General features: G+C 39.8%; 21 protein-coding genes and 5 pseudogenes. 17 read left to right on the top strand and 9 right to left on the bottom strand.

All coding sequences use genetic code 11. The annotated features are described in order from the left end of the window. The 3 genes from oxyR to J1G47_RS03605 are packed head-to-tail and all read left to right on the top strand — an operon-like array spanning nt 1 to nt 2,025. A complete protein-coding gene (gene oxyR, locus J1G47_RS03615; protein ID WP_010786612.1) occupies nt 1–891 on the top strand; it encodes a DNA-binding transcriptional regulator OxyR in 891 nt (296 codons plus the stop codon). Further along, a complete protein-coding gene (gene fabR, locus J1G47_RS03610) occupies nt 888–1,508 on the top strand; it encodes an HTH-type transcriptional repressor FabR (protein ID WP_035499694.1) in 621 nt (206 codons plus the stop codon). The genes oxyR and fabR overlap by 4 nt, the downstream gene beginning before the upstream one ends. Nucleotide 1,509: 1 nt before the next feature. Further along, on the top strand, nt 1,510–2,025 hold the full coding sequence (locus tag J1G47_RS03605; RefSeq protein ID WP_020457609.1) for a protein disulfide oxidoreductase: 516 nt from the start codon (nt 1,510–1,512) through the stop codon (nt 2,023–2,025). 41 nt (nt 2,026–2,066) lie between these two features. On the opposite strand, the gene dsbA is transcribed toward J1G47_RS03605, so the two are convergent. Continuing rightward, entirely contained in the window at nt 2,067–2,705 is a 639-nt protein-coding gene (dsbA, locus tag J1G47_RS03600) for a thiol:disulfide interchange protein DsbA (RefSeq protein ID WP_005713308.1), read from the bottom strand. A gap of 38 nt (nt 2,706–2,743) precedes the next feature. Next, a complete protein-coding gene (locus J1G47_RS03595; protein ID WP_010786615.1) occupies nt 2,744–3,013 on the bottom strand; it encodes a DUF1040 family protein in 270 nt (89 codons plus the stop codon). A gap of 84 nt (nt 3,014–3,097) precedes the next feature. On the opposite strand from J1G47_RS03595, the gene mobA reads away from it, so the two are divergent. Continuing rightward, complete coding sequence (gene mobA, locus J1G47_RS03590; protein WP_207326762.1) at nt 3,098–4,210, top strand: molybdenum cofactor guanylyltransferase MobA; 1,113 nt, start codon at nt 3,098–3,100, stop codon at nt 4,208–4,210. A gap of 126 nt (nt 4,211–4,336) precedes the next feature. Further along, complete coding sequence (locus J1G47_RS12290; RefSeq protein ID WP_236932878.1) at nt 4,337–4,489, top strand: hypothetical protein; 153 nt, start codon at nt 4,337–4,339, stop codon at nt 4,487–4,489. Between the two features lie 389 nt (nt 4,490–4,878). On the opposite strand, the gene J1G47_RS03580 is transcribed toward J1G47_RS12290, so the two are convergent. Beyond that, entirely contained in the window at nt 4,879–5,667 is a 789-nt protein-coding gene (locus tag J1G47_RS03580; RefSeq protein ID WP_176443931.1) for an IclR family transcriptional regulator, read from the bottom strand. Between the two features lie 224 nt (nt 5,668–5,891). Between J1G47_RS03580 and J1G47_RS03575 the strand changes: the two are divergent. From J1G47_RS03575 to J1G47_RS03560, 4 genes and pseudogenes are all read left to right on the top strand, one after another. Continuing rightward, nucleotides 5,892–6,182: pseudogene (locus J1G47_RS03575) on the top strand (Ldh family oxidoreductase); the annotation flags it as partial. After that, nucleotides 6,166–6,789, top strand: a pseudogene (locus J1G47_RS03570) (DctP family TRAP transporter solute-binding subunit); the annotation flags it as partial. The pseudogenes J1G47_RS03575 and J1G47_RS03570, both read left to right, overlap by 17 nt. A 68-nt stretch (nt 6,790–6,857) precedes the next feature. Continuing rightward, nucleotides 6,858–8,310 (top strand): annotated as a pseudogene (locus J1G47_RS03565) (FGGY-family carbohydrate kinase). A 281-nt stretch (nt 8,311–8,591) separates the two neighbouring features. Beyond that, nucleotides 8,592–8,846 carry an alpha/beta hydrolase gene (locus tag J1G47_RS03560; RefSeq protein ID WP_005713300.1) on the top strand — a complete coding sequence of 85 codons (255 nt, stop codon included), beginning with the start codon at nt 8,592–8,594 and terminating at the stop codon, nt 8,844–8,846. 125 nt (nt 8,847–8,971) lie between these two features. Here J1G47_RS03560 and nusG read toward each other — a convergent pair whose 3' ends face one another. From nusG to tldD, 3 genes are all read right to left on the bottom strand, one after another. After that, entirely contained in the window at nt 8,972–9,550 is a 579-nt protein-coding gene (gene nusG, locus J1G47_RS03555; protein ID WP_207326761.1) for a transcription termination/antitermination protein NusG, read from the bottom strand. A gap of 1 nt (nt 9,551) precedes the next feature. After that, nucleotides 9,552–9,962, bottom strand: a complete 411-nt coding sequence (gene secE, locus J1G47_RS03550; protein WP_112062755.1) for a preprotein translocase subunit SecE — start codon at nt 9,960–9,962, stop codon at nt 9,552–9,554. 253 nt (nt 9,963–10,215) lie between these two features. Further along, the gene (tldD, locus tag J1G47_RS03545) at nt 10,216–11,661 is read right to left on the bottom strand and encodes a metalloprotease TldD (protein WP_207326760.1); all 1,446 of its coding nucleotides are present in this window, start codon (nt 11,659–11,661) and stop codon (nt 10,216–10,218) included. A gap of 130 nt (nt 11,662–11,791) precedes the next feature. Here tldD and J1G47_RS03540 point away from each other — a divergent pair, with 130 nt between their 5' ends. From J1G47_RS03540 to J1G47_RS11760, 4 genes are all read left to right on the top strand, one after another. Further along, a complete protein-coding gene (locus J1G47_RS03540) occupies nt 11,792–12,619 on the top strand; it encodes an alpha/beta hydrolase (RefSeq protein ID WP_207326759.1) in 828 nt (275 codons plus the stop codon). 146 nt (nt 12,620–12,765) lie between these two features. Beyond that, entirely contained in the window at nt 12,766–13,005 is a 240-nt protein-coding gene (locus J1G47_RS03535; protein WP_010786623.1) for a helix-turn-helix domain-containing protein, read from the top strand. Then, nucleotides 12,999–13,490, top strand: coding sequence for a HipA N-terminal domain-containing protein (locus J1G47_RS11765; protein WP_234924170.1), 492 nt, complete (start codon nt 12,999–13,001; stop codon nt 13,488–13,490). The genes J1G47_RS03535 and J1G47_RS11765 overlap by 7 nt, the downstream gene beginning before the upstream one ends. After that, complete coding sequence (locus tag J1G47_RS11760; RefSeq protein ID WP_234924169.1) at nt 13,426–13,878, top strand: HipA domain-containing protein; 453 nt, start codon at nt 13,426–13,428, stop codon at nt 13,876–13,878. The genes J1G47_RS11765 and J1G47_RS11760 overlap by 65 nt, the downstream gene beginning before the upstream one ends. A gap of 3 nt (nt 13,879–13,881) precedes the next feature. Here the strand turns inward: J1G47_RS11760 and J1G47_RS03525 are convergent, their stop codons facing one another. Together J1G47_RS03525 and J1G47_RS03520 are read right to left on the bottom strand one after the other, a co-directional pair. Further along, the gene (locus tag J1G47_RS03525) at nt 13,882–15,423 is read right to left on the bottom strand and encodes an aminotransferase-like domain-containing protein (protein WP_207326758.1); all 1,542 of its coding nucleotides are present in this window, start codon (nt 15,421–15,423) and stop codon (nt 13,882–13,884) included. Nucleotides 15,424–15,446: 23 nt separating this feature from the next. Further along, nucleotides 15,447–15,818 carry a LysR substrate-binding domain-containing protein gene (locus tag J1G47_RS03520; RefSeq protein WP_010787367.1) on the bottom strand — a complete coding sequence of 124 codons (372 nt, stop codon included), beginning with the start codon at nt 15,816–15,818 and terminating at the stop codon, nt 15,447–15,449. Between the two features lie 43 nt (nt 15,819–15,861). On the opposite strand from J1G47_RS03520, the gene J1G47_RS03515 reads away from it, so the two are divergent. Both J1G47_RS03515 and rhuM read left to right on the top strand, forming a co-directional pair. Continuing rightward, nucleotides 15,862–16,221: a hypothetical protein gene (locus J1G47_RS03515; protein WP_010787368.1), complete on the top strand. Its 360-nt coding sequence runs from the start codon at nt 15,862–15,864 to the stop codon at nt 16,219–16,221. Nucleotides 16,222–16,407: 186 nt separating this feature from the next. Continuing rightward, nucleotides 16,408–16,981: pseudogene (rhuM, locus tag J1G47_RS03510) on the top strand (RhuM family protein); the annotation flags it as partial. Between the two features lie 80 nt (nt 16,982–17,061). Here rhuM and J1G47_RS03505 read toward each other — a convergent pair. Then, nucleotides 17,062–17,178: pseudogene (locus tag J1G47_RS03505) on the bottom strand (helix-turn-helix domain-containing protein); the annotation flags it as partial. A 134-nt stretch (nt 17,179–17,312) separates the two neighbouring features. On the opposite strand from J1G47_RS03505, the gene J1G47_RS03500 reads away from it, so the two are divergent. Both J1G47_RS03500 and J1G47_RS03495 read left to right on the top strand, forming a co-directional pair. Continuing rightward, nucleotides 17,313–17,756, top strand: coding sequence for a nuclear transport factor 2 family protein (locus J1G47_RS03500; protein ID WP_015939865.1), 444 nt, complete (start codon nt 17,313–17,315; stop codon nt 17,754–17,756). Continuing rightward, the gene (locus tag J1G47_RS03495; RefSeq protein WP_041603184.1) at nt 17,756–18,004 is read left to right on the top strand and encodes a hypothetical protein; all 249 of its coding nucleotides are present in this window, start codon (nt 17,756–17,758) and stop codon (nt 18,002–18,004) included. The genes J1G47_RS03500 and J1G47_RS03495 overlap by 1 nt, the downstream gene beginning before the upstream one ends. Nucleotides 18,005–18,123 lie beyond the last annotated feature (119 nt).

Genomic DNA, 18,123 nt, shown 5'->3' with positions numbered 1-18,123 from the left:
ATGAATATCCGAGATCTAGAATATCTAATCGCTTTAGCTGATTTTAAACATTTTCGTAAAGCAGCTGATGCTTGTAATGTAAGCCAGCCCACACTGAGTGGGCAGATTCGTAAGTTAGAAGATGAGCTCGGAACTGTGCTATTGGAAAGAACTAGCCGGAAAGTACTCTTTACCCAATCAGGGCTTACCTTAGTTGAACAAGCAAAAACTGTGTTAAGAGAAGTGAAGATTCTTAGAGAAATGGCAAGCAACCAAGGTAAAGTAATGTCTGGCCCCTTACATATTGGTATCATTCCAACATTAGGACCTTATATTTCACCGATAATTTTTCCTCAACTAAAACAACTTTTCCCTAGATTAGAGCTTTATATTTATGAACTACAAACATCATTACTTGTGGAACAACTTGAGTCGGGACAACTAGATTGCGTTATTTTAGCTTTTGACAAAGAAAGCGCGCCATTTATCGAAATACCTATTTTTAATGAAAAAATGCTACTTGCAGTATCCAATCAGCATAAATGGGCAACAACAACCTCAATAGACTTATCAAAATTACGCGATCAAGAAATGTTGATGCTAGATGGAGGACATTGTCTACGAACACAGTTGATGGACTATTGCTTATCAATCGGAGCAAAAGAGAACAGCCACTTTAAAGCAAATAGTTTAGAAACATTACGTAATATGGTTGCCGCAGATGTAGGAATTGCGTTTATCCCTGAACTAGCAGCTAAAATTGGAAAAACAGATAATTTACACTATATTCATTTTAATAATCCTGAACCATATAGAACAATTGGGTTAATCTATCGCCCCGGCTCCCCGTTACGGTTGCGATATGAACGCCTTGCAAAAGAGATTCAAAAAATAATGTCAGAGATTCAATAATGAGTAGTGGAATCAGAGCAATCCAAAAAGAGAAAACTCGCCGTGCATTAGTTGATGCTGCATTTAACCAGCTAACTGCAGACAAAAGTTTTTCAAATTTAAGTCTACGTGAAGTTGCCCGTGAAGCGGGCATTGCACCCACGTCTTTTTACCGACACTTTAAAGATATGGATGAATTGGGGTTAGCAATGGTAGACGAATCAGGGTTAATCTTACGTCAATTAATGCGCCAGGCTAGAAAAAGATTAGAAAAAGGGGGGAGTGTTATTGCTATCTCCGTAGAAACCTTTTTTGAACTTATTGAAGACCGCCCTAATATGTTTCGTCTTTTGCTGAGAGAACGATCAGGAACCTCGCAAGAATTTAGAACTGCCACGTCACGTGAAATACAGCATTTTGTAGCAGAACTCGCAGAATATATTCAACAAAGAGATCACGCAATAACTCAGGAACTAGCTTATATTCAATCTGAAGGACTTGTTACTCTCGTTTTCACAGCAGGTTCCCATGCTTTAGACTTAAATAGTCAAGAACGAGAAAAATTAAAACAACGTGTAATTACACAATTAAGAATGCTAGCTAGAGGAGCTGCAGCTTATACTGATGGTAAGAAATAAAATGAAAAAGCATGGCATTATCAACTGTTCTATGAAAAATATTTTGTTATTTGTGAGTTTATTTGTATTGATCAACACTGCAGCAGATTGGTTTCGTAGACCCAATCCCTCTCATCAATTTGCAGAACAAGTTTTATATGATTTGGAGAAAAATCCTCAAATTATTGCACAACTAAGCCACCAAAAATCACTGTTACTCTATTTTTGGGGCAGTTGGTGCAAATTTTGTGAATATACCTCCCCATCTATTTCTCAGCTTGTACTAGATGGCGCCAATGTTTTAAGTATTGCTCTCAAATCGGGAAGTGATGATGAAGTAAAACAGTATATGAAAACTCATCAATATCATTTTGTGACTATCAATGATCCAATAGGAACATTTTCAAAAAGTTGGGATATTCAAGCGACTCCGACATTAATTATTGTAAAAGATGGCAAAATGATTAGCCACACTACTGGCTTCTCAACCTATTGGGGGATTAAAATTCGGTTATGGTTAGCCGATTGGGTGAGATAAAAACAAGCGGTCAGACTGAACGCTTGTTTTGCAAATACACTCTATTTTTTCACTAAAAATAAAATCGCATCAATATAACGTTGAACAAATTCGTTGGTTGAGCCTGAGTCGGAGAAACCCTCTGGATTTAGCTGATATTGTTCATTCACAAAAAATGCTGGCACGCCACGCACTTTAAACTCTTCAGCAGCTTGAGTTTGTTTTGTCACTAAACCATTCACCGCAAAGCTATTAATGCCGCCGTCAAATTGTTCTGCGGTAATGCCATTTGCTAAGAAAATCGCACGAATGTCGTCCATTGATTTAATTGCATCTTTTTGTGCCGCTTCAAATAATGGGGTTTTCACCTTATCTTCCGCGCCTAATGCCATTGCTAATGCCCACGCTCGTGTTAATTCTGTCGATTGACGACCTAAAAAATCAACGTGGTACTGTTTTAACACAGCCCCTTCAGGTAAACCTGCTTTGACTTTACTTGGAATTTTGTAATTCAATTCAAAATCATAGCAGTGTGGGCAATAGAAAGAGAAAAATTCTAACACCTCTTTTTGAGCCGAAGGCACTTGGCGAACTTCGAGATACTCTTTATTTGCAACAGGATCTTGTGCCATTGCGGTTGTTGAAAAAGCCCCTAATGCAGAAAGGGCAATGAATACGGTTTTTAAAGCAAATTTCTTCATAAATTCCTCGAGTTAAAAAAGTCGATCCTACGACAACATTAATCATTTAAAATTCCACGCGCTTTTAATAAAGCGGTTTTAAAATCTTCTTCATAATCTTTTTTGATACCAGGGATCACTTCGGTTTTATCTTTTTCACTCATTTTGAGTTGATAAATTAACACTTCATCACGCAGTGCATCTAAATCATTCGGTTTGCCAACTTCTTCAGCAAGTTTGTGTAATAAATCAAGTAAGTGAAGATCGGGTTCTTTACGCCAATGTTCACCTAATAGCTCTAACACTTCGTCTAAACGTTTACATTTCATCAGAAAATCCTTAAAAAATTTGGAAAAAACTAGGCAGGATCATATACTTTTAAGGTCAATTTTGCAAAAACAAGGGGAAAATAAATGCAATTTAATCAAATTCAAGGGGTAATTTTAGCGGGGGGGCTTGCTCGTCGTTTGAATGGGGTACAAAAAGGATTGCAACTTCTACAAGGTAAACCTCTGATTTCTCATATTTTGGAAAGATTATCCCCACAAATTTGCAAAATCTGGTTGAATGTGAACCGCTTGCAAGCGCAGTATCAGCAACACTATCCTGATATTCCGCTTTATGCCGATTGTCTTGAAGGCTTTCAAGGGGCATTAAGCGGTATGTTAGCTGGCTTTGAGCAAATTGATAGTGAATATTTGCTATTTGTCCCTTGCGATAGCCCATTTTTACCTGAAAATCTTGCCGTAAAACTAAGTACAGCCTTACAGATCAACAATGCTCAAATTGCCTTTGCCCACGACGGTGAACGCCCACACCCGACTTTTGCTTTAATCCATCGTTCTGTCGTACCTGCATTACAAGATTACCTGAATAATGGCGAACGCCGTCTATTTCAGTTTTTCCAAAGCCAACGCAGTATTGCCGTTGATTTTTCCGAACAAAAACAGGCGTTTAACAATTTTAATACCCCAGAAGATTTTCTTCCGTATTCCCTCCCTCCGCTTGCGGGGGGAGATTTCCGCAGGACAGAGGGGGGCGTTCCGTTGCTTGCAGTGACAGGTTATAGTGGCACAGGCAAAACCACTTTACTTGAAAAGCTCATTCCCCAGTTAAATCAAAAAGGGATAAAAGTAGGTTTAATTAAGCACTCTCATCATAATGTCGATGTCGATAAAGCAGGAAAAGACAGCCATCGCCTACGTTTAGCAGGGGCAAATCCGACAATGATTGTGTGTGAACAGCGTTGGGCGATGATGGTGGAAACGAATACTCTCGCGTCTTTTAATGTACTGGTAAAACAGATGGAAACACAAAATGTCGATCTGATTTTAGTCGAAGGCTTCAAACACGAAACCTTGCCGAAAATTCAGCTACACCGAAAAGAGATGGATAAACCCTTACCTGAGTTAGATCCTTTCACCCTTGCCACCGCAACGGATTATCCGTTGGAAAGAGAAAATCTGTTGGATATTAATAATGTGGAGCAGATTGCGGAGTTTATGGTGGGTGTTTTGGAAGGGTAACGTATTGGAGCTAATAAACGACATAGTAGGAAAATTTATGTAGCAACTGCTACATAATATCGATAGTACAAGGCTTTAAGCCCTCTTTTTGAAACATGAACAAAAAACTGCCCATTTTGCCAAAGCCTGAAAATAAAAAAACATAGGACATCAAATAATATTCAACGATATTTTTGTCATAAGTGTCATAAAACATTTTCCCTTAAGAATAAATTAGATCCAATAAAAATTTGGACTGATTACACATCTGGAAAACAAACCTATCAACATTCCTTATAAATATCGTAATGTAAGAAGTACTTATACCAGTTTAAAGCGTTATATAGATTTTATTTTTACCTATGAGAAATATTCTGAATTAAATATAGAAAAGACAATAAATCACTTAGAGGGATTATTTAGAAAACTTAAGTGGAAATCAAATAATCACAAGGGGTTAACGAAACCTATAACACGTTGTTTATAAATAATTTTTTAAATAAAAAGAGTTGCTAATATTTAAAGAAAATAAACATTAGCAACTATTTCGTCTACTATGCCAGATATCTATATTAGCATATAACCATAAATAATAGTTTACTGCTTATAGTAAATCACTTCCTTAGCCACCAATCTATACTTTATATTCTAAATTACTTTAGATTAGACATAGTAAGTCATTGGTAAGATTAAATTTCCTTCCACCCTAACTCCTGCGAAATAGCTTGTGCAGTTTGTTGTACCTCGCGTATAAAATCCCCCATCGTATATTCATTCAAACGATGAATAGAAGTTGAAACTGAAATGGCATATTCCACTCTGCCAAGGTGATTAAATACAGGTACAGCGAGGCAGCACACGCCAAGTTCATTTTCTTCCCTATCCATTGCAAAACCAGATTTAAGAATATCGTTGAGTTCTTGACGCATAGCTTGAATGTCCGTAATGGTTTTGCAAGTTCTCTGCTCAATCTGACCGCTATGTGCCTGCCAATAACGATCTAAATATTCTTTATTTTCTTCATAAGCAAGATAAAGTTTACCCATTGCAGAACAATAAAGTGGCAAATGTTGCCCAATATAGGCACGCGTTTTCATCATACCCAATGTTGGCTCGAGCTTGTAAATCATAATCGCGTGATCGTCTTCTCGCTTTGAAAAATTGACGGTTTCACCTAAGGCAAGATTTAATCGTTCTAAATGCGGGGAAGCTAAATGAATAATATTCATTGAAGCAAGGGTTTTCTGCCCTAAACTTAGACATTTTGTTGTTAAACGATAGCTACCAACAGAACTTGCTGCTTTCACATACCCCTCGTTTTGTAACCCTTGCAGTAAACGGTGTACGGTACTTTTGTTAAGTTCTGAAATTTCAGCCAATTTCGCTAGTGGGCAACCATTTGGAAAGTTACTTAAAATATCCATTAAACGTAAACCACGAATAAGGCTTTGATTTCCACCACTTTTTTCCTCTGCCATTCTGTTCTCCTATTTCATTTTATACCTCCTATCATAGCATATTTTTCTGTTTCATATTTTGGAATGCAATCCCATAAAAATGAGATCTTGCTCACAAAACTAAAAATTTACAAATAACATATTGATTTTAAATGGTTTTTATTTTTATGGTTTGATTGACTTTTAATCTGTTTAGGTTTAATTTATGAAATATCATTTTGATATATGAAACAAAGGGGTTACTAATGAAAGTATCATATCAAGAGCTTAAAGCCGAATTTAAACGTGTGCTACTTGCCCGCAATGTTCGTGAAGAGATTGCAGAAGAGTGTGCCACAATGTTTGCTGACACTACCCAAGCGGGTGTTTATTCTCACGGTGTAAACCGTTTTCCTCGTTTTATTCAACAGTTAGAAAAGGGCGATGTTATTCCTGATGCAGTGCCAACCAAAGTGCTTTCGTTAGGGGCAATTGAACAATGGGACGCACATCAAGCCATCGGTAACTTAACTGCTAAAAAACAGCGAAATCGGTCAAGGTTTATTAAAAGATTTAGAAGCACAAGGATTAAAAGGCTTAGCTTTCTGGGAAGTCGGGTTCCGCTCATTTACTAACTCAAAACACCCAGTTAAATCACCTGAAGATATCAAGGGGTTAAAAGTCCGTACTAACCAAAACCCAATGTATATTCAGGCATTTAGCCTACTTGGTGCAAATCCTGTGCCAATGCCACTTTCTGAACTTTATACTGCGCTTGAAACACGAGCAGTAGATGCACAAGAACACCCAATCGGTATTTTCTGGTCGGCTAAACTTTACGAAGTACAAAAACATTTAAGTTTAACCAATCACGGTTATACTCCATTAATTGTTGTAATGAACAAAGCGAAATTCGACAGTTTCTCACCAGAATTACAACAAGCAATTCTTGATGCTGCCAAAGAAGCAGGCAACTATCAACGCCAGCTTAACTTAGAGAATGAAAAAGAGATCATCGCTAAATTACAAAAAGCGGGTATTCAAGTGATTGAAGAAGTAGATAACAAACCGTTTAAAGCCATCATTGAAGCAAATGTTCGCAAAGCCTTTATTGAGAAAAACGGCAGTGAATTAGTTGAAAAAATTGATGGGTTAGCGAAATAATACACCTTCTCTATCCCCCTTTTTCCCAAAAGGGGGATTTGCTAATACAGAAATAAAAAGGAACTCAAATGAACTACTACTTAGGCATTGATTGTGGTGGCACTTTTATTAAAGCAGCACTGTTTGATCGTCACGGACAAATCTGCGGACTTGCTCGTGAAAATGTGGCAGTCATCAGCGAAAAAGCAGGTTATGCAGAAAGGGATATGGCTCAACTTTGGCAGGTCTGTGCTAATGTTATTCGCCAAACACTTGAAAAAAAGTGGTGTAGAGCCAAGCGCAATCAAAGGAGTAGGCATTTCAGCTCAAGGAAAAGGTGCGTTTTTACTGGATAAAAATAAACAACCACTAGGTAGAGCGATCTTATCTTCCGACCAACGTTCTATCGACATCGTTAAACAGTGGCAAAAAGAAGGCATACCAGAAAAACTCTACCCAATCACCCGCCAAACCTTATGGACAGGGCACCCCGTTTCCATTTTACGTTGGATAAAAGAACACGAACCAGAACGTTATGCACAAATCGGTTCTGTATTAATGTCACACGACTACTTACGCTTTTGCCTTACTGGTGAACTACATTGTGAAGAAACCAATATTTCCGAGTCCAATCTCTACAATATGGCAGAAGGAAAATACGATCCGCAACTTGCTGAAATACTTGGCTTGCAAGAAATCATTGATAAATTACCGCTTGTGATCGCCCCAAATCAAGTGGCAGGTTATGTGACCGAAAAGGCTTCCGCTTTTTGTGGTTTAGCGGTGGGAACACCTGTGGTCGGCGGCTTATTCGATGTCGTCTCTACCGCATTATGTGCAGGGTTAGATGATGAAACCAAACTTAATGCCGTACTCGGTACTTGGTCGGTTGTCAGTGGTATCACAGACCATATCGATCCAAACCAAGATTTACCGTTTGTTTACGGACGTTATGCACAAGCGGGCAAATTTATCGTCCACGAAGCCAGCCCAACTTCAGCGGGTAATTTAGAATGGTTTATCAAACAGTGGAATTTAGATTACGCTCACATTAATCAAACGATTGCCGAACTCGTGCCTGCCGCTAGCTCTATACTGTTTGTCCCATTCCTTTATGGCTCTAACGCAGGTTTAGGTATGCAAGCAGGTTTTTATGGAATACAAGCATATCATACACAAGCTCATCTACTCCAAGCCATTTACGAAGGCGTACTGTTCAGCTTAATGCATCATCTCAACCGAATGCTACAACGCTTCCCGAATACTCAGATACTCCGTGTTACAGGCGGGCCAACGAAGTCGCCAATTTGGTTACAAATGCTGGCGGATTTAACAGGAGTGATCTTAGAAGTACCAAATATTGAAGAAACAGGTTGCTTAGGGGCAGCGATGATGGCAATGGAAGCGGCTGACGAAAATCCCCCAGAACTATTGCAACAAGCAATGCGTCAAGTGCAACCAAATCCTGAACATTTTGAAGCCTATCAACAAAAATATCAGCGTTATCAACAGTTAGTTACTACGCTGAAAGCATTACACTAGATAAGTTCAAGCGGTAAGATTTATTGCAAATTTAGCAACTGCTCTTACCGCTTGTACATTTCCAATCCCAAGGCTCCTACAAAACAGGCAATTTTGCACTCTCCACAACCGTTGTATACCGATACAAACAGATGTTCGGGGCAAGAAAACGGCGGGCGGGCAACTTGGCGAGCGATTTCCGTACTCACACTTTTTTGCGTACCGCCAAGCAAACTGCGAAATAGCCCTCTGCACGAAAGGGGGCAGTTTTTGTATCGGGATTCCATCAACCTCTACCCAATTTGCCTGAATTAACCACGTTCTCTAATGTTTATGCAGTTTCACCTGACTGCCAGCCGTTTAAATCTTATGTTGTCGCTTCGCTTGATGATACTGTTGTGCCACATCAATATAGTGATGATTTAGCCAAACATTTAAAAGCAGACTATATCCGTTTGCCAACTGGGGGGCATTTTTTAGATCGGGAAGGTTGGAATAAATTTGAGCTTATACTTGAATTAATTTGTAAATTAAAAGGATATACAGAGAAGAATTAGAAAAATAAGACATTTATTTAACATTTAACTTTGGCATAGTAGACAAAATGCCATGCCTGTCTACTATGCCGCCTATTTGGCTAAAAATAGCGATAGGCTTCCTTTACTTATTGCAATAATATTTATTAAGTATTTTGCTTCTCTACCTGATTAAATTCAAGTTCAACAGGCGTTGCTCGGCCAAAAATGGAAACGGACACTTTGACACGACCTTTTTCATAATCCACCTCTTCCACAGTGCCTGTAAAATCTGAAAAAGGACCTTCTTTAACACGAACTTCTTCACCTGGGTGGAACTCTGTTCTGTGACGTGGTTTATCCGCCGTTTCTTGAACACGGTTAAGGATACGCTCTGCTTCACTCTGAGAAATTGGTGCAGGCTTATCCGCAGCACCTCCGATAAAGCCCATTACACGCGGCACGCTTTTTACCAGATGCCACGTATCATCATTCATTTCCATTTGAACTAACACATAACCTGGGAAAAATTTGCGTTCTGTTTTACGACGGCGTCCACCAACATTCTCAACCACCTCTTCTGTGGGAACGAGCACCTCACCAAATTGGTCTTGCATATTATGCAATTTGATATACTCACGAAGAGTCATTGCAACACGGGCTTCAAAGCCCGAAAACGCTTGTAATACAAACCAACGCATTTTGCTTGTATCTTTTTCTTGTTCGACTATTTCAATCTCGCTCATATTAGAATCTCAAATTTGTTAGGAAATCAATAATTAACACAATAATAGAGTCGATACCCCATAATGCTAATGCCACTACAACGCACATTGCGACAACCATTAAAGTTGTTTGCGTCGTTTCTTGGCGATTTGGCCAAATAATTTTACGTAATTCTTGGCGCGAATCTTTGATAAAACCAATTGATTGCTGACCTTGGTTAGTCATTGCAGCAATACCCAATGCAGCAACACATAGTACAACTAACAGCAATATACGAACAATTAATGAAAAGTATTCTGCAAAATAGGTATTTCCAATAGCTACTATTGTTAATAATGAAATTGAAAATACCCATAATACATTATTTATACCTTTACTTTTAACACCCTTTTCTACTTTATCCAGGGTTATGTTTTGAATTTCTTTAGCCATATACAACCTAAAATTTATTACAAAAGTGAATATTCAATTATAAAGCGTGCAATTCTAACATTTTCTGCTGGTGTTGCCACGATCTTTTCACAAATTTCTTGTGAATCTTATTATTTTTTGAGTGTTACAAGGATTTTCAAGTACGTTATTACTTTGCACTATAACCTTGTCATCTATTTTTAGAATCATTCTAAAAAAATACCATAAATTCAATCTGTGATAATTTCAACTAGTAAGCAAAAATAAAGCACATCTAACCCCTTCCCCCCACAGTAATCTTATCCAACTTCACCGTAGGTTGCCCAACGCCAACAGGTACAGATTGCCCTTCTTTACCACAAGTGCCTATACCTAAATCCAGTTCCATTTTTTTGCCAACCATTGACACCTGTTGCATTGCTTCGATACCGCTGCCAATTAAGGTTGCCCCTGTGGCTGGTTTGGTGATTTTGCCTTTTTCGATTAAATAGGCTTCGGACGTTGAGAATACGAATTTGCCTGAGGTAATGTCCACTTGTCCGCCGCTGAAATGGGGAGCGTATAAACCAAAGTCCACAGATTCAATCATTTCGTCGAACTCGTGATTGCCTTCTGTCATATAGGTGTTGGTCATACGGGGCATTGGTAAGTGGGCATAAGACTCACGGCGACCGTTACCTGTTGGGGCAACGCCCATTAAACGAGCATTGAGCTTATCTTGCATATAGCCTTTTAAAATCCCGTTTTCAATCAATACATTACGTTGTGAAGGTACACCTTCATCATCAACGGTAATCGAACCTCGCATATTTGGCACAGTACCGTCATCGACAATGGTACAAAGTGGTGATGTCACAAGTTCGCCGATTCTGTTTGTGAACATTGATGATTCTTTGCGGTTAAAATCGCCTTCTAAACCGTGTCCGACCGCTTCGTGCAGTAAAATCCCTGGCCAGCCAGCCCCAAGCACAATCGGCATTGAGCCAGCAGGTGCAGCGACCGCACCTAAATTCACAACCGCTTGTCGTACGGCTTCTTTAGCAAGATAGACGGCACGACTGTCGCCTGTATAGTGTGGTGCTAAGAACCATTCCAAGCCAAAGCGTCCACCAGCCCCTGCACTGCCTCGCTCACGTTTACCGTTCTGTTCTACTAATACCGAAATAGATAAACGCACTAACGGGCGAATATCCGCTGCTAAAGTGCTGTCCGTTGCAGACACTAACATTTCTTCATATACGGCGGACAGATTTGCGTTCACTTGAATGACACGGGGATCTTCAGCTCTCGCCACTTTATCGACTAAGTGTAATAGTTCAACTTTCTGCTCACGGCTTAAGGTATCAAGGGGATTGATCGAGGCATAACGTTTGATAGCGGTCGTTTCTTTGAAAGGTTTTACCAACAACCGACCGCTTTCTTGCGTAATACTACGAGCTGCCATTGCACACTGCTCAAGCTGGCTGAGCGAGATTTGATCGGCATAAGCAAAGCCCGTTTTTTCCCCTGACACCGCACGCACGCCGACACCACGGTCGATATAAAAACCGCCTTCTTTGATAATGCTATCTTCTAACGACCAACTCTCATCTTGGCTAAATTGAAAATAGAGATCAGCATAGTCGATTTGACGGCTAGAAAAATGATCCAACACTTTCGTCAGATCGGATAATTGAAGTCCGCTAGGTAACAGCAAACTGTTTGAAACTTGGTTTAACATTGGTTTTCTCTAAATAATAACAAGCGGTTAGATTTTAACGGATTTTTGCAAATGATAGGGAAATTTTTAGGGGAAAGATGATTTGTGATATACTTCGCCCGATTATCTGTTTTATCCAAGAAGTTTTACAATGCTAGATCCTCTTCAATATTATTTCCTTGAAATGCGAGAGCATTATCTAAATGTACCTTATCTCAACCAACAACGCCGAATCCGTGTGCTTTTACCCAAAGGGTATCGTGAAGAAGCAGGGCATTATCCTGTGTTATATATGCACGACGGACAAAATATTTTTTATAGCAAAGAGTCTTATTCGGGACATTCTTGGAAAGTGATTCCGACGATTAAAAATCACAAAGAATTTCCAAAGATGATCATTGTTGGTATTGACAATGCAGGCCCTGATCGTCTTGATGAATATGGTCCGTGGCCAACAGACACAGGCTCTACCCCTGAAACCCAAAATGCTGGAGGATATGGAATGGCGTACGGGCGTTGGGTGGTTGAAACGGTTAAGCCTTTCATCGATCAACATTACCGAACTAAACGTGATCGTGATCATACTCTACTTGCAGGTAGCTCAATGGGCGGTATTATCACTGCTTATATGGGAGCGGAATATCCTGAAGTATTCGGGCATTTAGGCGTATTTTCTCTTGCCTCGTGGTTTAGTGAACCTGCCTTTATGGAATTTATTCATACACACCCACTCAACTGCTCAAGCAAAGTGTTTATTCAAGTGGGAACGAATGAAGGCGATGAAGTGGATTCACATTTTATTTCAAATATGAATCAGGCTTATATTGACTGTACGCTGCATTATTACCAAGCACTAATCCGCACGGGACATCCTCTCGATAATATTCGTCTAAAAATTATGGCAAATGAAATCCACCACGAAATGCACTGGGCGGATCATTTTGTCGAGTTTTTACGGTTTTCATTGATGAATCATTAAAAAGTTATTGGAATAAATACCCAATACTTCTATACATCATTTCAGATTATCTATATACGCTATAAAGTATAAAACCATAGTTATACTTTACAGCGTATATTTCATAAATTATACTTCACTTAGTATAAAATAAATTTGGAAGAAATATGTTAATCACGACACCAGATATGCTTGGAAATAGCCTACGCGATATTCGTAAGCAAAAAAAGCTTTCTCAAATGCAAATAGCAAATCAAGTAGCTTTAAGACAAGCCACGATTTCCACCTTTGAGAAAAAAACCGATAAAGCCACTATTGAAACATTATTTAAGTTACTTTCAGGTTTAGGCTATGAACTACATATCCAACCTCGTCCTGAAAAAACAGAGGGGAATGATGAATGGTAATGCGATTACGAGTATTAATGAATGGCGAAATGGTTGGGTATTTTGACCGCACTTTATCGGGTTCCCACCATTTTACCTATGCTGAAAGTTGGCTAAATTCCCCATTAGCTCGCCCGATTTCCCTTTCTATGCCCTTGCAAAGAGCAACATATCAAGGCAAAGAAGTGATTAATTTCTTTGATAATTTACTGCCCGATAATCCTCAAATTCGAGCAAGAATTGCGACAAGATTTAATGCTGAAACACAACAACCTTTTGACTTACTTGCTAAAATTGGTCGCGATGCTGCGGGTGCTATTACTCTTTTAGGGGAAGATGAACAAATTCCTAATCATCGAATAATTCAAGCCACAGAATTAGACGAAAGTGAAATGACGAAAATTCTACAAAGTTATCAATACAATGCCCCGCTTGGTATGATTGATAATAATCAGGACTTCAGAATTTCTATTTCAATTTCTGTTTTGGCTACTGGCAGCCATTGATGGACACGCTAAAAACTTTTCTCTCGCCATTGAAAAACAAGGGCGTTATCACTTATCCCCTGTGTATGACGTAATTTCTGCTTATCCAATGTTAGGCGGAAAAGGTTGGCATCACAGTGAATTACAAATGGCAATGAGCTTGCGTAGCACGCAAAAAGGAAAAAAATGGCATTGGAGTAAAATTTATGCTGAACATTTCTATGCCACAGCTAAGTTTGTCGGATTTAGCTCAAGTGATATGAAACAAGTGATAGAGCAAATTTGCGATACAGTGCAAGAAACCATTGATAGCGTAGCAACAACACTACCCAAACAGATAGATGAAAATGTACGGGATCAAATATTCACGGGCATAATGAAACAGGTGCAAAAAGTTTCTATGAAGTAACCGCTATTTTGTTAATACCCTCACCAAAACCCCTAACGCCTGTTCGATCCCTTGGCTCCAAGCAAACGAACAATTAACCCTAATCCCTTTATGCTGCGAAGTAAGCAAAGTAAAAAGCTCGCTTGGGCTAATGCTGATTTTTTCTTCGAGTAACTGTTGATAAATCCGCATACTATCCAAATGTTCGGGCAGGTGTATCCAAAGGAAATAGCAGCTGCTGTGGTGTTCGATAGGACAACTTGCAGGCAAGTGCTGACGTAGGTAATCCAAACACTGCTTTTTGTTTTTTTCTAAATGACGGCGAAGATGTCGCAGATGTTTCTCGTAGTGGTGATTAGAGATAAATTCTACCAAGGCTTGTTGAATTAAAGCGTTAGCAGAAATGGTACTCATCAGTTGCAAATGTTGGATTTTATCGGCAAATTGCCCTGCGTGAACCCAGCAGATACGGAAGTTTGCCCCTAAAATTTTAGAAAAAGAAGAACAATGCAACACCCAGTTTTGTGCATCAAACGCCTTTATCGGCAAGGGCTTTTTACCCCGATAATAAAGCTCTTGATACACATCGTCTTCAATTAAATGCACTTGATATTGAGCTAACAATTCCCCAATCCGCTGTTTGATTTCAGGGCTAACGGTAAACCCAAGCGGATTGTGGCAGTTGAGCATAAACCAACAAACCTTGATCGGATAACGCTGTAAGGCTTGCTCAAACGCCACAAGGTCAAAACCGCTTGGGTGGTCGGGCAGGGTGACGACATTTAAACCTAACTTTTCCGCAATCTGCCACACCCCATAAAATACCGTCTGCTGTAATAAAATATAATCGCCCTGTTGCGTTAAGGCTTGTAGCGAAAGGTTCAAAGCGTCTAAACAGCCAGACGTAATCACAATATCATCGGCTTGCGTAGGAACACCTTGCAAGCGGTAACGTTGTGCGATTAATTTACGCAAGTCCACATTGCCCGACAACACAGGCTGTGGCTCAATCTGCGTTCTATCACGGCTAAGCTGGCTTAGAATTTGTAGCAATTTGGGTGGATTGAGATAATCGTGGCTCGGAAAAGGCGACCCCAAAGGCACAATATCCGTAATGGATTTCAGATAACGAAACACCAACGAATTAATCTCGACTTGTTTGTTCAACCTAATTTCACTATTGGCGTGCGGACGAGAAGACGGGTAAAAAGGTGCAACAAAATAACCGCTCTTTTGCACCGAATAAATCAACCCCTTTGCCCCCATTGAGAATGGCATTAGACTAAACAGGATTTCAGTTAAGAAGTTTAAATCGGAAATTGTTTCTTCAGTGGCGGAAAATTCAGTTATCCAAAAATTTTGGATAACTACTGAAACGTGAACTGATTTTAAATTTGTGCAGCAGGTTGCTGCACAATTGCTATGGCTAACCACTTTACCAACCGTAGAACAACTCGAAAGCGAGCTGTCGGATTGGTAAAGTGAGGAAGATAAAGTTTGGGGATTTAGGTAGATAAAAGAGCGGTCGTTTTTGTAAAAGATCTTGCGAAAACAACCGCTTGTCATTCTATCTTCTGAATAGGTAATAACTACCCTTCTAACTGCAGCATCACCTCACGCAACCATTTTTGCACAGGGTCGTGTTGAGTTCGTTCGTGCCAAGTCATCACTTTATCGTATCCTTCCACTTCAAAAGGGATTTCTTTGGTGATAATACCGTGGGCATTTTGAACCAGATGATAAGGCACAACGGCGGCTAAATCGCTTTGTCGCAATAATTCGGGAACAATGGCAAAACTTTGCACCGATAACACCACATTGCGAGATGAACCAATTTTTTCCAAAGCCCTATCTGTTACCCCAACAAAGCTGTCGCCAAACAAGGAAACCAGCACAAAATTTAGGCTACAAAAGCTGTCTAAAGTCCATTTTTGTTGCAATATCGGGTGCTGTTCACGCATTGCACAAACGTAGCGTTCGTGATGTAAACGGCGGACAAATAGGTTGGGAGAAACCGCAGGATCGCAAAATTCGGATATTAAATTCGGCTGGGGCTGGTGGGCGAAATTTGGTGAATGGTCGTGGGGGATTGAGGTGACGTTTATGGCGGTGTTGCTGGGCTATGCGTGGTTTAAATCCACTAAAAATGGTGTGAATTTAACGTGGCAAGTGCTGTTTTTGAGTGTGACTGCTATCAATATGTCGCCGTGGTTATCGCCGATGAAACACGTTGCGGTGTTGCCTGAACCTTGGTCGCATTTAATTCACGGTTTTTTGGTTACGATTGGCTATGTTATTCCACCTTTGATTTTGGTGTGGATGTATGCCCGTCAGCGTAAAGAAATAAAATGGTATTGGGCTTAATTTAAGGCTTGTTAGGTGCGTATGAACGCACCTTTTTTGTCTAAAATTTTATTTTGTGATCTTGATCGAAAAAATCACCGCTTGTTATTTTCTTGGTTGTGGTTTTATTCTATGTTTACGCAAAATTTAACCGTTGCAAAAAATGCAACAACTGCTTCTGATGGAAAAGTTTATCAAGTAGATTATTACAATCTCGATGTTATTATTTCTGTCGGCTACCGAGTAAAATCAATGCGTGGCGTGCAATTCCGTCAATGGGCAACCCAAACGCTGAAACAGTTTTTGGTACAAGGTTATGCGATTAACCAAAAACGCTTGCAGGAAAAAGGCGTGGAATTTAGCCAAGCAGTGGCATTGTTAAGTCAAACACTCACCAACCAAGCCTTGATTAGTGATGAAGGTAAGGCGGTTATTGGTGTGGTGCAGGACTATGCGAGAACTTGGAGCTTGTTGCAGGCATATGACGAGCAAAATCTAGCGGCAATTTCGGTGCAACAGCCTGAAATGAAACCGTTAGTGTTTGAAGATGTCTTAACCGCCATTTCGCAATTAAAACAAGAACTAATTGCCAAAGGCGAGGCGACCGAGTCTGTTTTTATGGTATTTACACCAAAATCAAGCCCTGCTTGCCAAACCCGTTAATGAATTGATTAACGATAACACCTTGGTTGCCCTTGCCTTGTTGGTAGCAGAAAGTTTGCCTGAACAAAAAGAGCTAATGATCCGTTTGGTGGAGCATTTTATTTTGTTGAAAGGGTAGTGGTGCATTAGCAAACGCCTCCTACCACGCTTTCCCTTCAAAACTCTCCACCCAAAAGGGGCTAATCTACGTCAGCCCTTTAAAGCAACATAACGACTGATCATCGGTTTGGAAATCTCTAACCGTTCTGCAGTGGCGGTAAAACTGCCTGTTTCGGCAACGGTCATAAAGACCTTGATTGCGGTGAGTTTGTCCATAGTTATCCTTTTTGTTTCTTAATCGGAAATAATTATATTCTAAAATCGCACTTTTTCTCTCTTTTTATTTCATTAAAATGCACACCATCAATAGCAATCAAGCTGAATATATAATCCAACAAAAGGAAAACAAAATGAAAAAATTACTTTTACTTTTAACTGCACTTTTCTCATCAACCGTTGCAATGGCACAAACTACGCCAGAGCAAAATAAAGCGAATGCGTTGGCGTTCTATGAAGTGGCGTTTAACCAACATCAATTACAAGACGCAGTGGATAAATATATCGGCAAAGAGTATTTGCAACACAACCCAAGTGTAGCCGATGGTGGTCAAGCCTTTATTGATGCTTTTGCTCCGTTTTTGAAAGAACACCCAACTTCGCGAGCAACAGTTAAACGTGTATTAGCGGACGGCGATTTAGTAGCATTACACGTTCACAGCCAGCTCAATGAAAAAGATAAAGGCGAAGCGGTGGTGGATATTTTCCGTTTCGATGAAAACGGCAAAATTGTAGAACATTGGGACGTAATCCAAGCGGTACCAGAAAAAACAGAAAGCGGACGTGGAATGTTTTAATGAAAATTTATTATTTATTCGATCCCCTTTGCGGCTGGTGTTATGGTGCGTCAGCAACATTGCAAAAACTCAATGAAATCTATCCGCTTGCACTTGCGCCAACGGGGCTGTTTTACCAAAGCGCTCGTAAAATGGACGCCGATTTCGCCCGCTATGCGTGGGATAACGATCAACGGTTGCATATTGTGCCGAGCCAGTTGTTGTATGGGGCTGGTGCAAACCTTGTGGACTATGTGCAACGGCTTTAATAAAAAACGTAAGGTTTTATTGTAATAGATAAATCCCTAAACAGAGCAAGCTGACCTGATTCTTGCATAGATTTAGAACAGTCTATGGAAACTTTTTTATCAGGTATGGAACAACGTTT

Source organism: Glaesserella parasuis, from assembly GCF_017352235.1.
GTDB lineage: Bacteria > Pseudomonadota > Gammaproteobacteria > Enterobacterales > Pasteurellaceae > Glaesserella > Glaesserella parasuis.
Note: the sequence above shows the minus strand (reverse complement) of the source record. Positions and strands in the feature narration are given on the sequence as shown.

What these genes read in the sequence shown, in the direction of transcription:
- J1G47_RS03580 (WP_176443931.1), bottom strand. Translation starts at nt 5,667, where the DNA reads ATGGCAGAGGAAAAAAGTGGTGGAAATCAAAGCCTTATTCGTGGTTTA.
- J1G47_RS03525 (WP_207326758.1), bottom strand. Translation starts at nt 15,423, where the DNA reads ATGACAAGCGGTTGTTTTCGCAAGATCTTTTACAAAAACGACCGCTCT.
- J1G47_RS03495 (WP_041603184.1), top strand. Translation starts at nt 17,756, where the DNA reads ATGAAAATTTATTATTTATTCGATCCCCTTTGCGGCTGGTGTTATGGT.
- J1G47_RS03595 (WP_010786615.1), bottom strand. Translation starts at nt 3,013, where the DNA reads ATGAAATGTAAACGTTTAGACGAAGTGTTAGAGCTATTAGGTGAACAT.
- tldD (WP_207326760.1), bottom strand. Translation starts at nt 11,661, where the DNA reads ATGTTAAACCAAGTTTCAAACAGTTTGCTGTTACCTAGCGGACTTCAA.
- J1G47_RS03540 (WP_207326759.1), top strand. Translation starts at nt 11,792, where the DNA reads ATGCTAGATCCTCTTCAATATTATTTCCTTGAAATGCGAGAGCATTAT.
- mobA (WP_207326762.1), top strand. Translation starts at nt 3,098, where the DNA reads ATGCAATTTAATCAAATTCAAGGGGTAATTTTAGCGGGGGGGCTTGCT.
- nusG (WP_207326761.1), bottom strand. Translation starts at nt 9,550, where the DNA reads ATGAGCGAGATTGAAATAGTCGAACAAGAAAAAGATACAAGCAAAATG.
- J1G47_RS03605 (WP_020457609.1), top strand. Translation starts at nt 1,510, where the DNA reads ATGAAAAAGCATGGCATTATCAACTGTTCTATGAAAAATATTTTGTTA.
- J1G47_RS03500 (WP_015939865.1), top strand. Translation starts at nt 17,313, where the DNA reads ATGAAAAAATTACTTTTACTTTTAACTGCACTTTTCTCATCAACCGTT.
- oxyR (WP_010786612.1), top strand. Translation starts at nt 1, where the DNA reads ATGAATATCCGAGATCTAGAATATCTAATCGCTTTAGCTGATTTTAAA.
- J1G47_RS03520 (WP_010787367.1), bottom strand. Translation starts at nt 15,818, where the DNA reads ATGCGTGAACAGCACCCGATATTGCAACAAAAATGGACTTTAGACAGC.
- J1G47_RS03535 (WP_010786623.1), top strand. Translation starts at nt 12,766, where the DNA reads ATGTTAATCACGACACCAGATATGCTTGGAAATAGCCTACGCGATATT.
- secE (WP_112062755.1), bottom strand. Translation starts at nt 9,962, where the DNA reads ATGGCTAAAGAAATTCAAAACATAACCCTGGATAAAGTAGAAAAGGGT.
- J1G47_RS11765 (WP_234924170.1), top strand. Translation starts at nt 12,999, where the DNA reads ATGGTAATGCGATTACGAGTATTAATGAATGGCGAAATGGTTGGGTAT.
- dsbA (WP_005713308.1), bottom strand. Translation starts at nt 2,705, where the DNA reads ATGAAGAAATTTGCTTTAAAAACCGTATTCATTGCCCTTTCTGCATTA.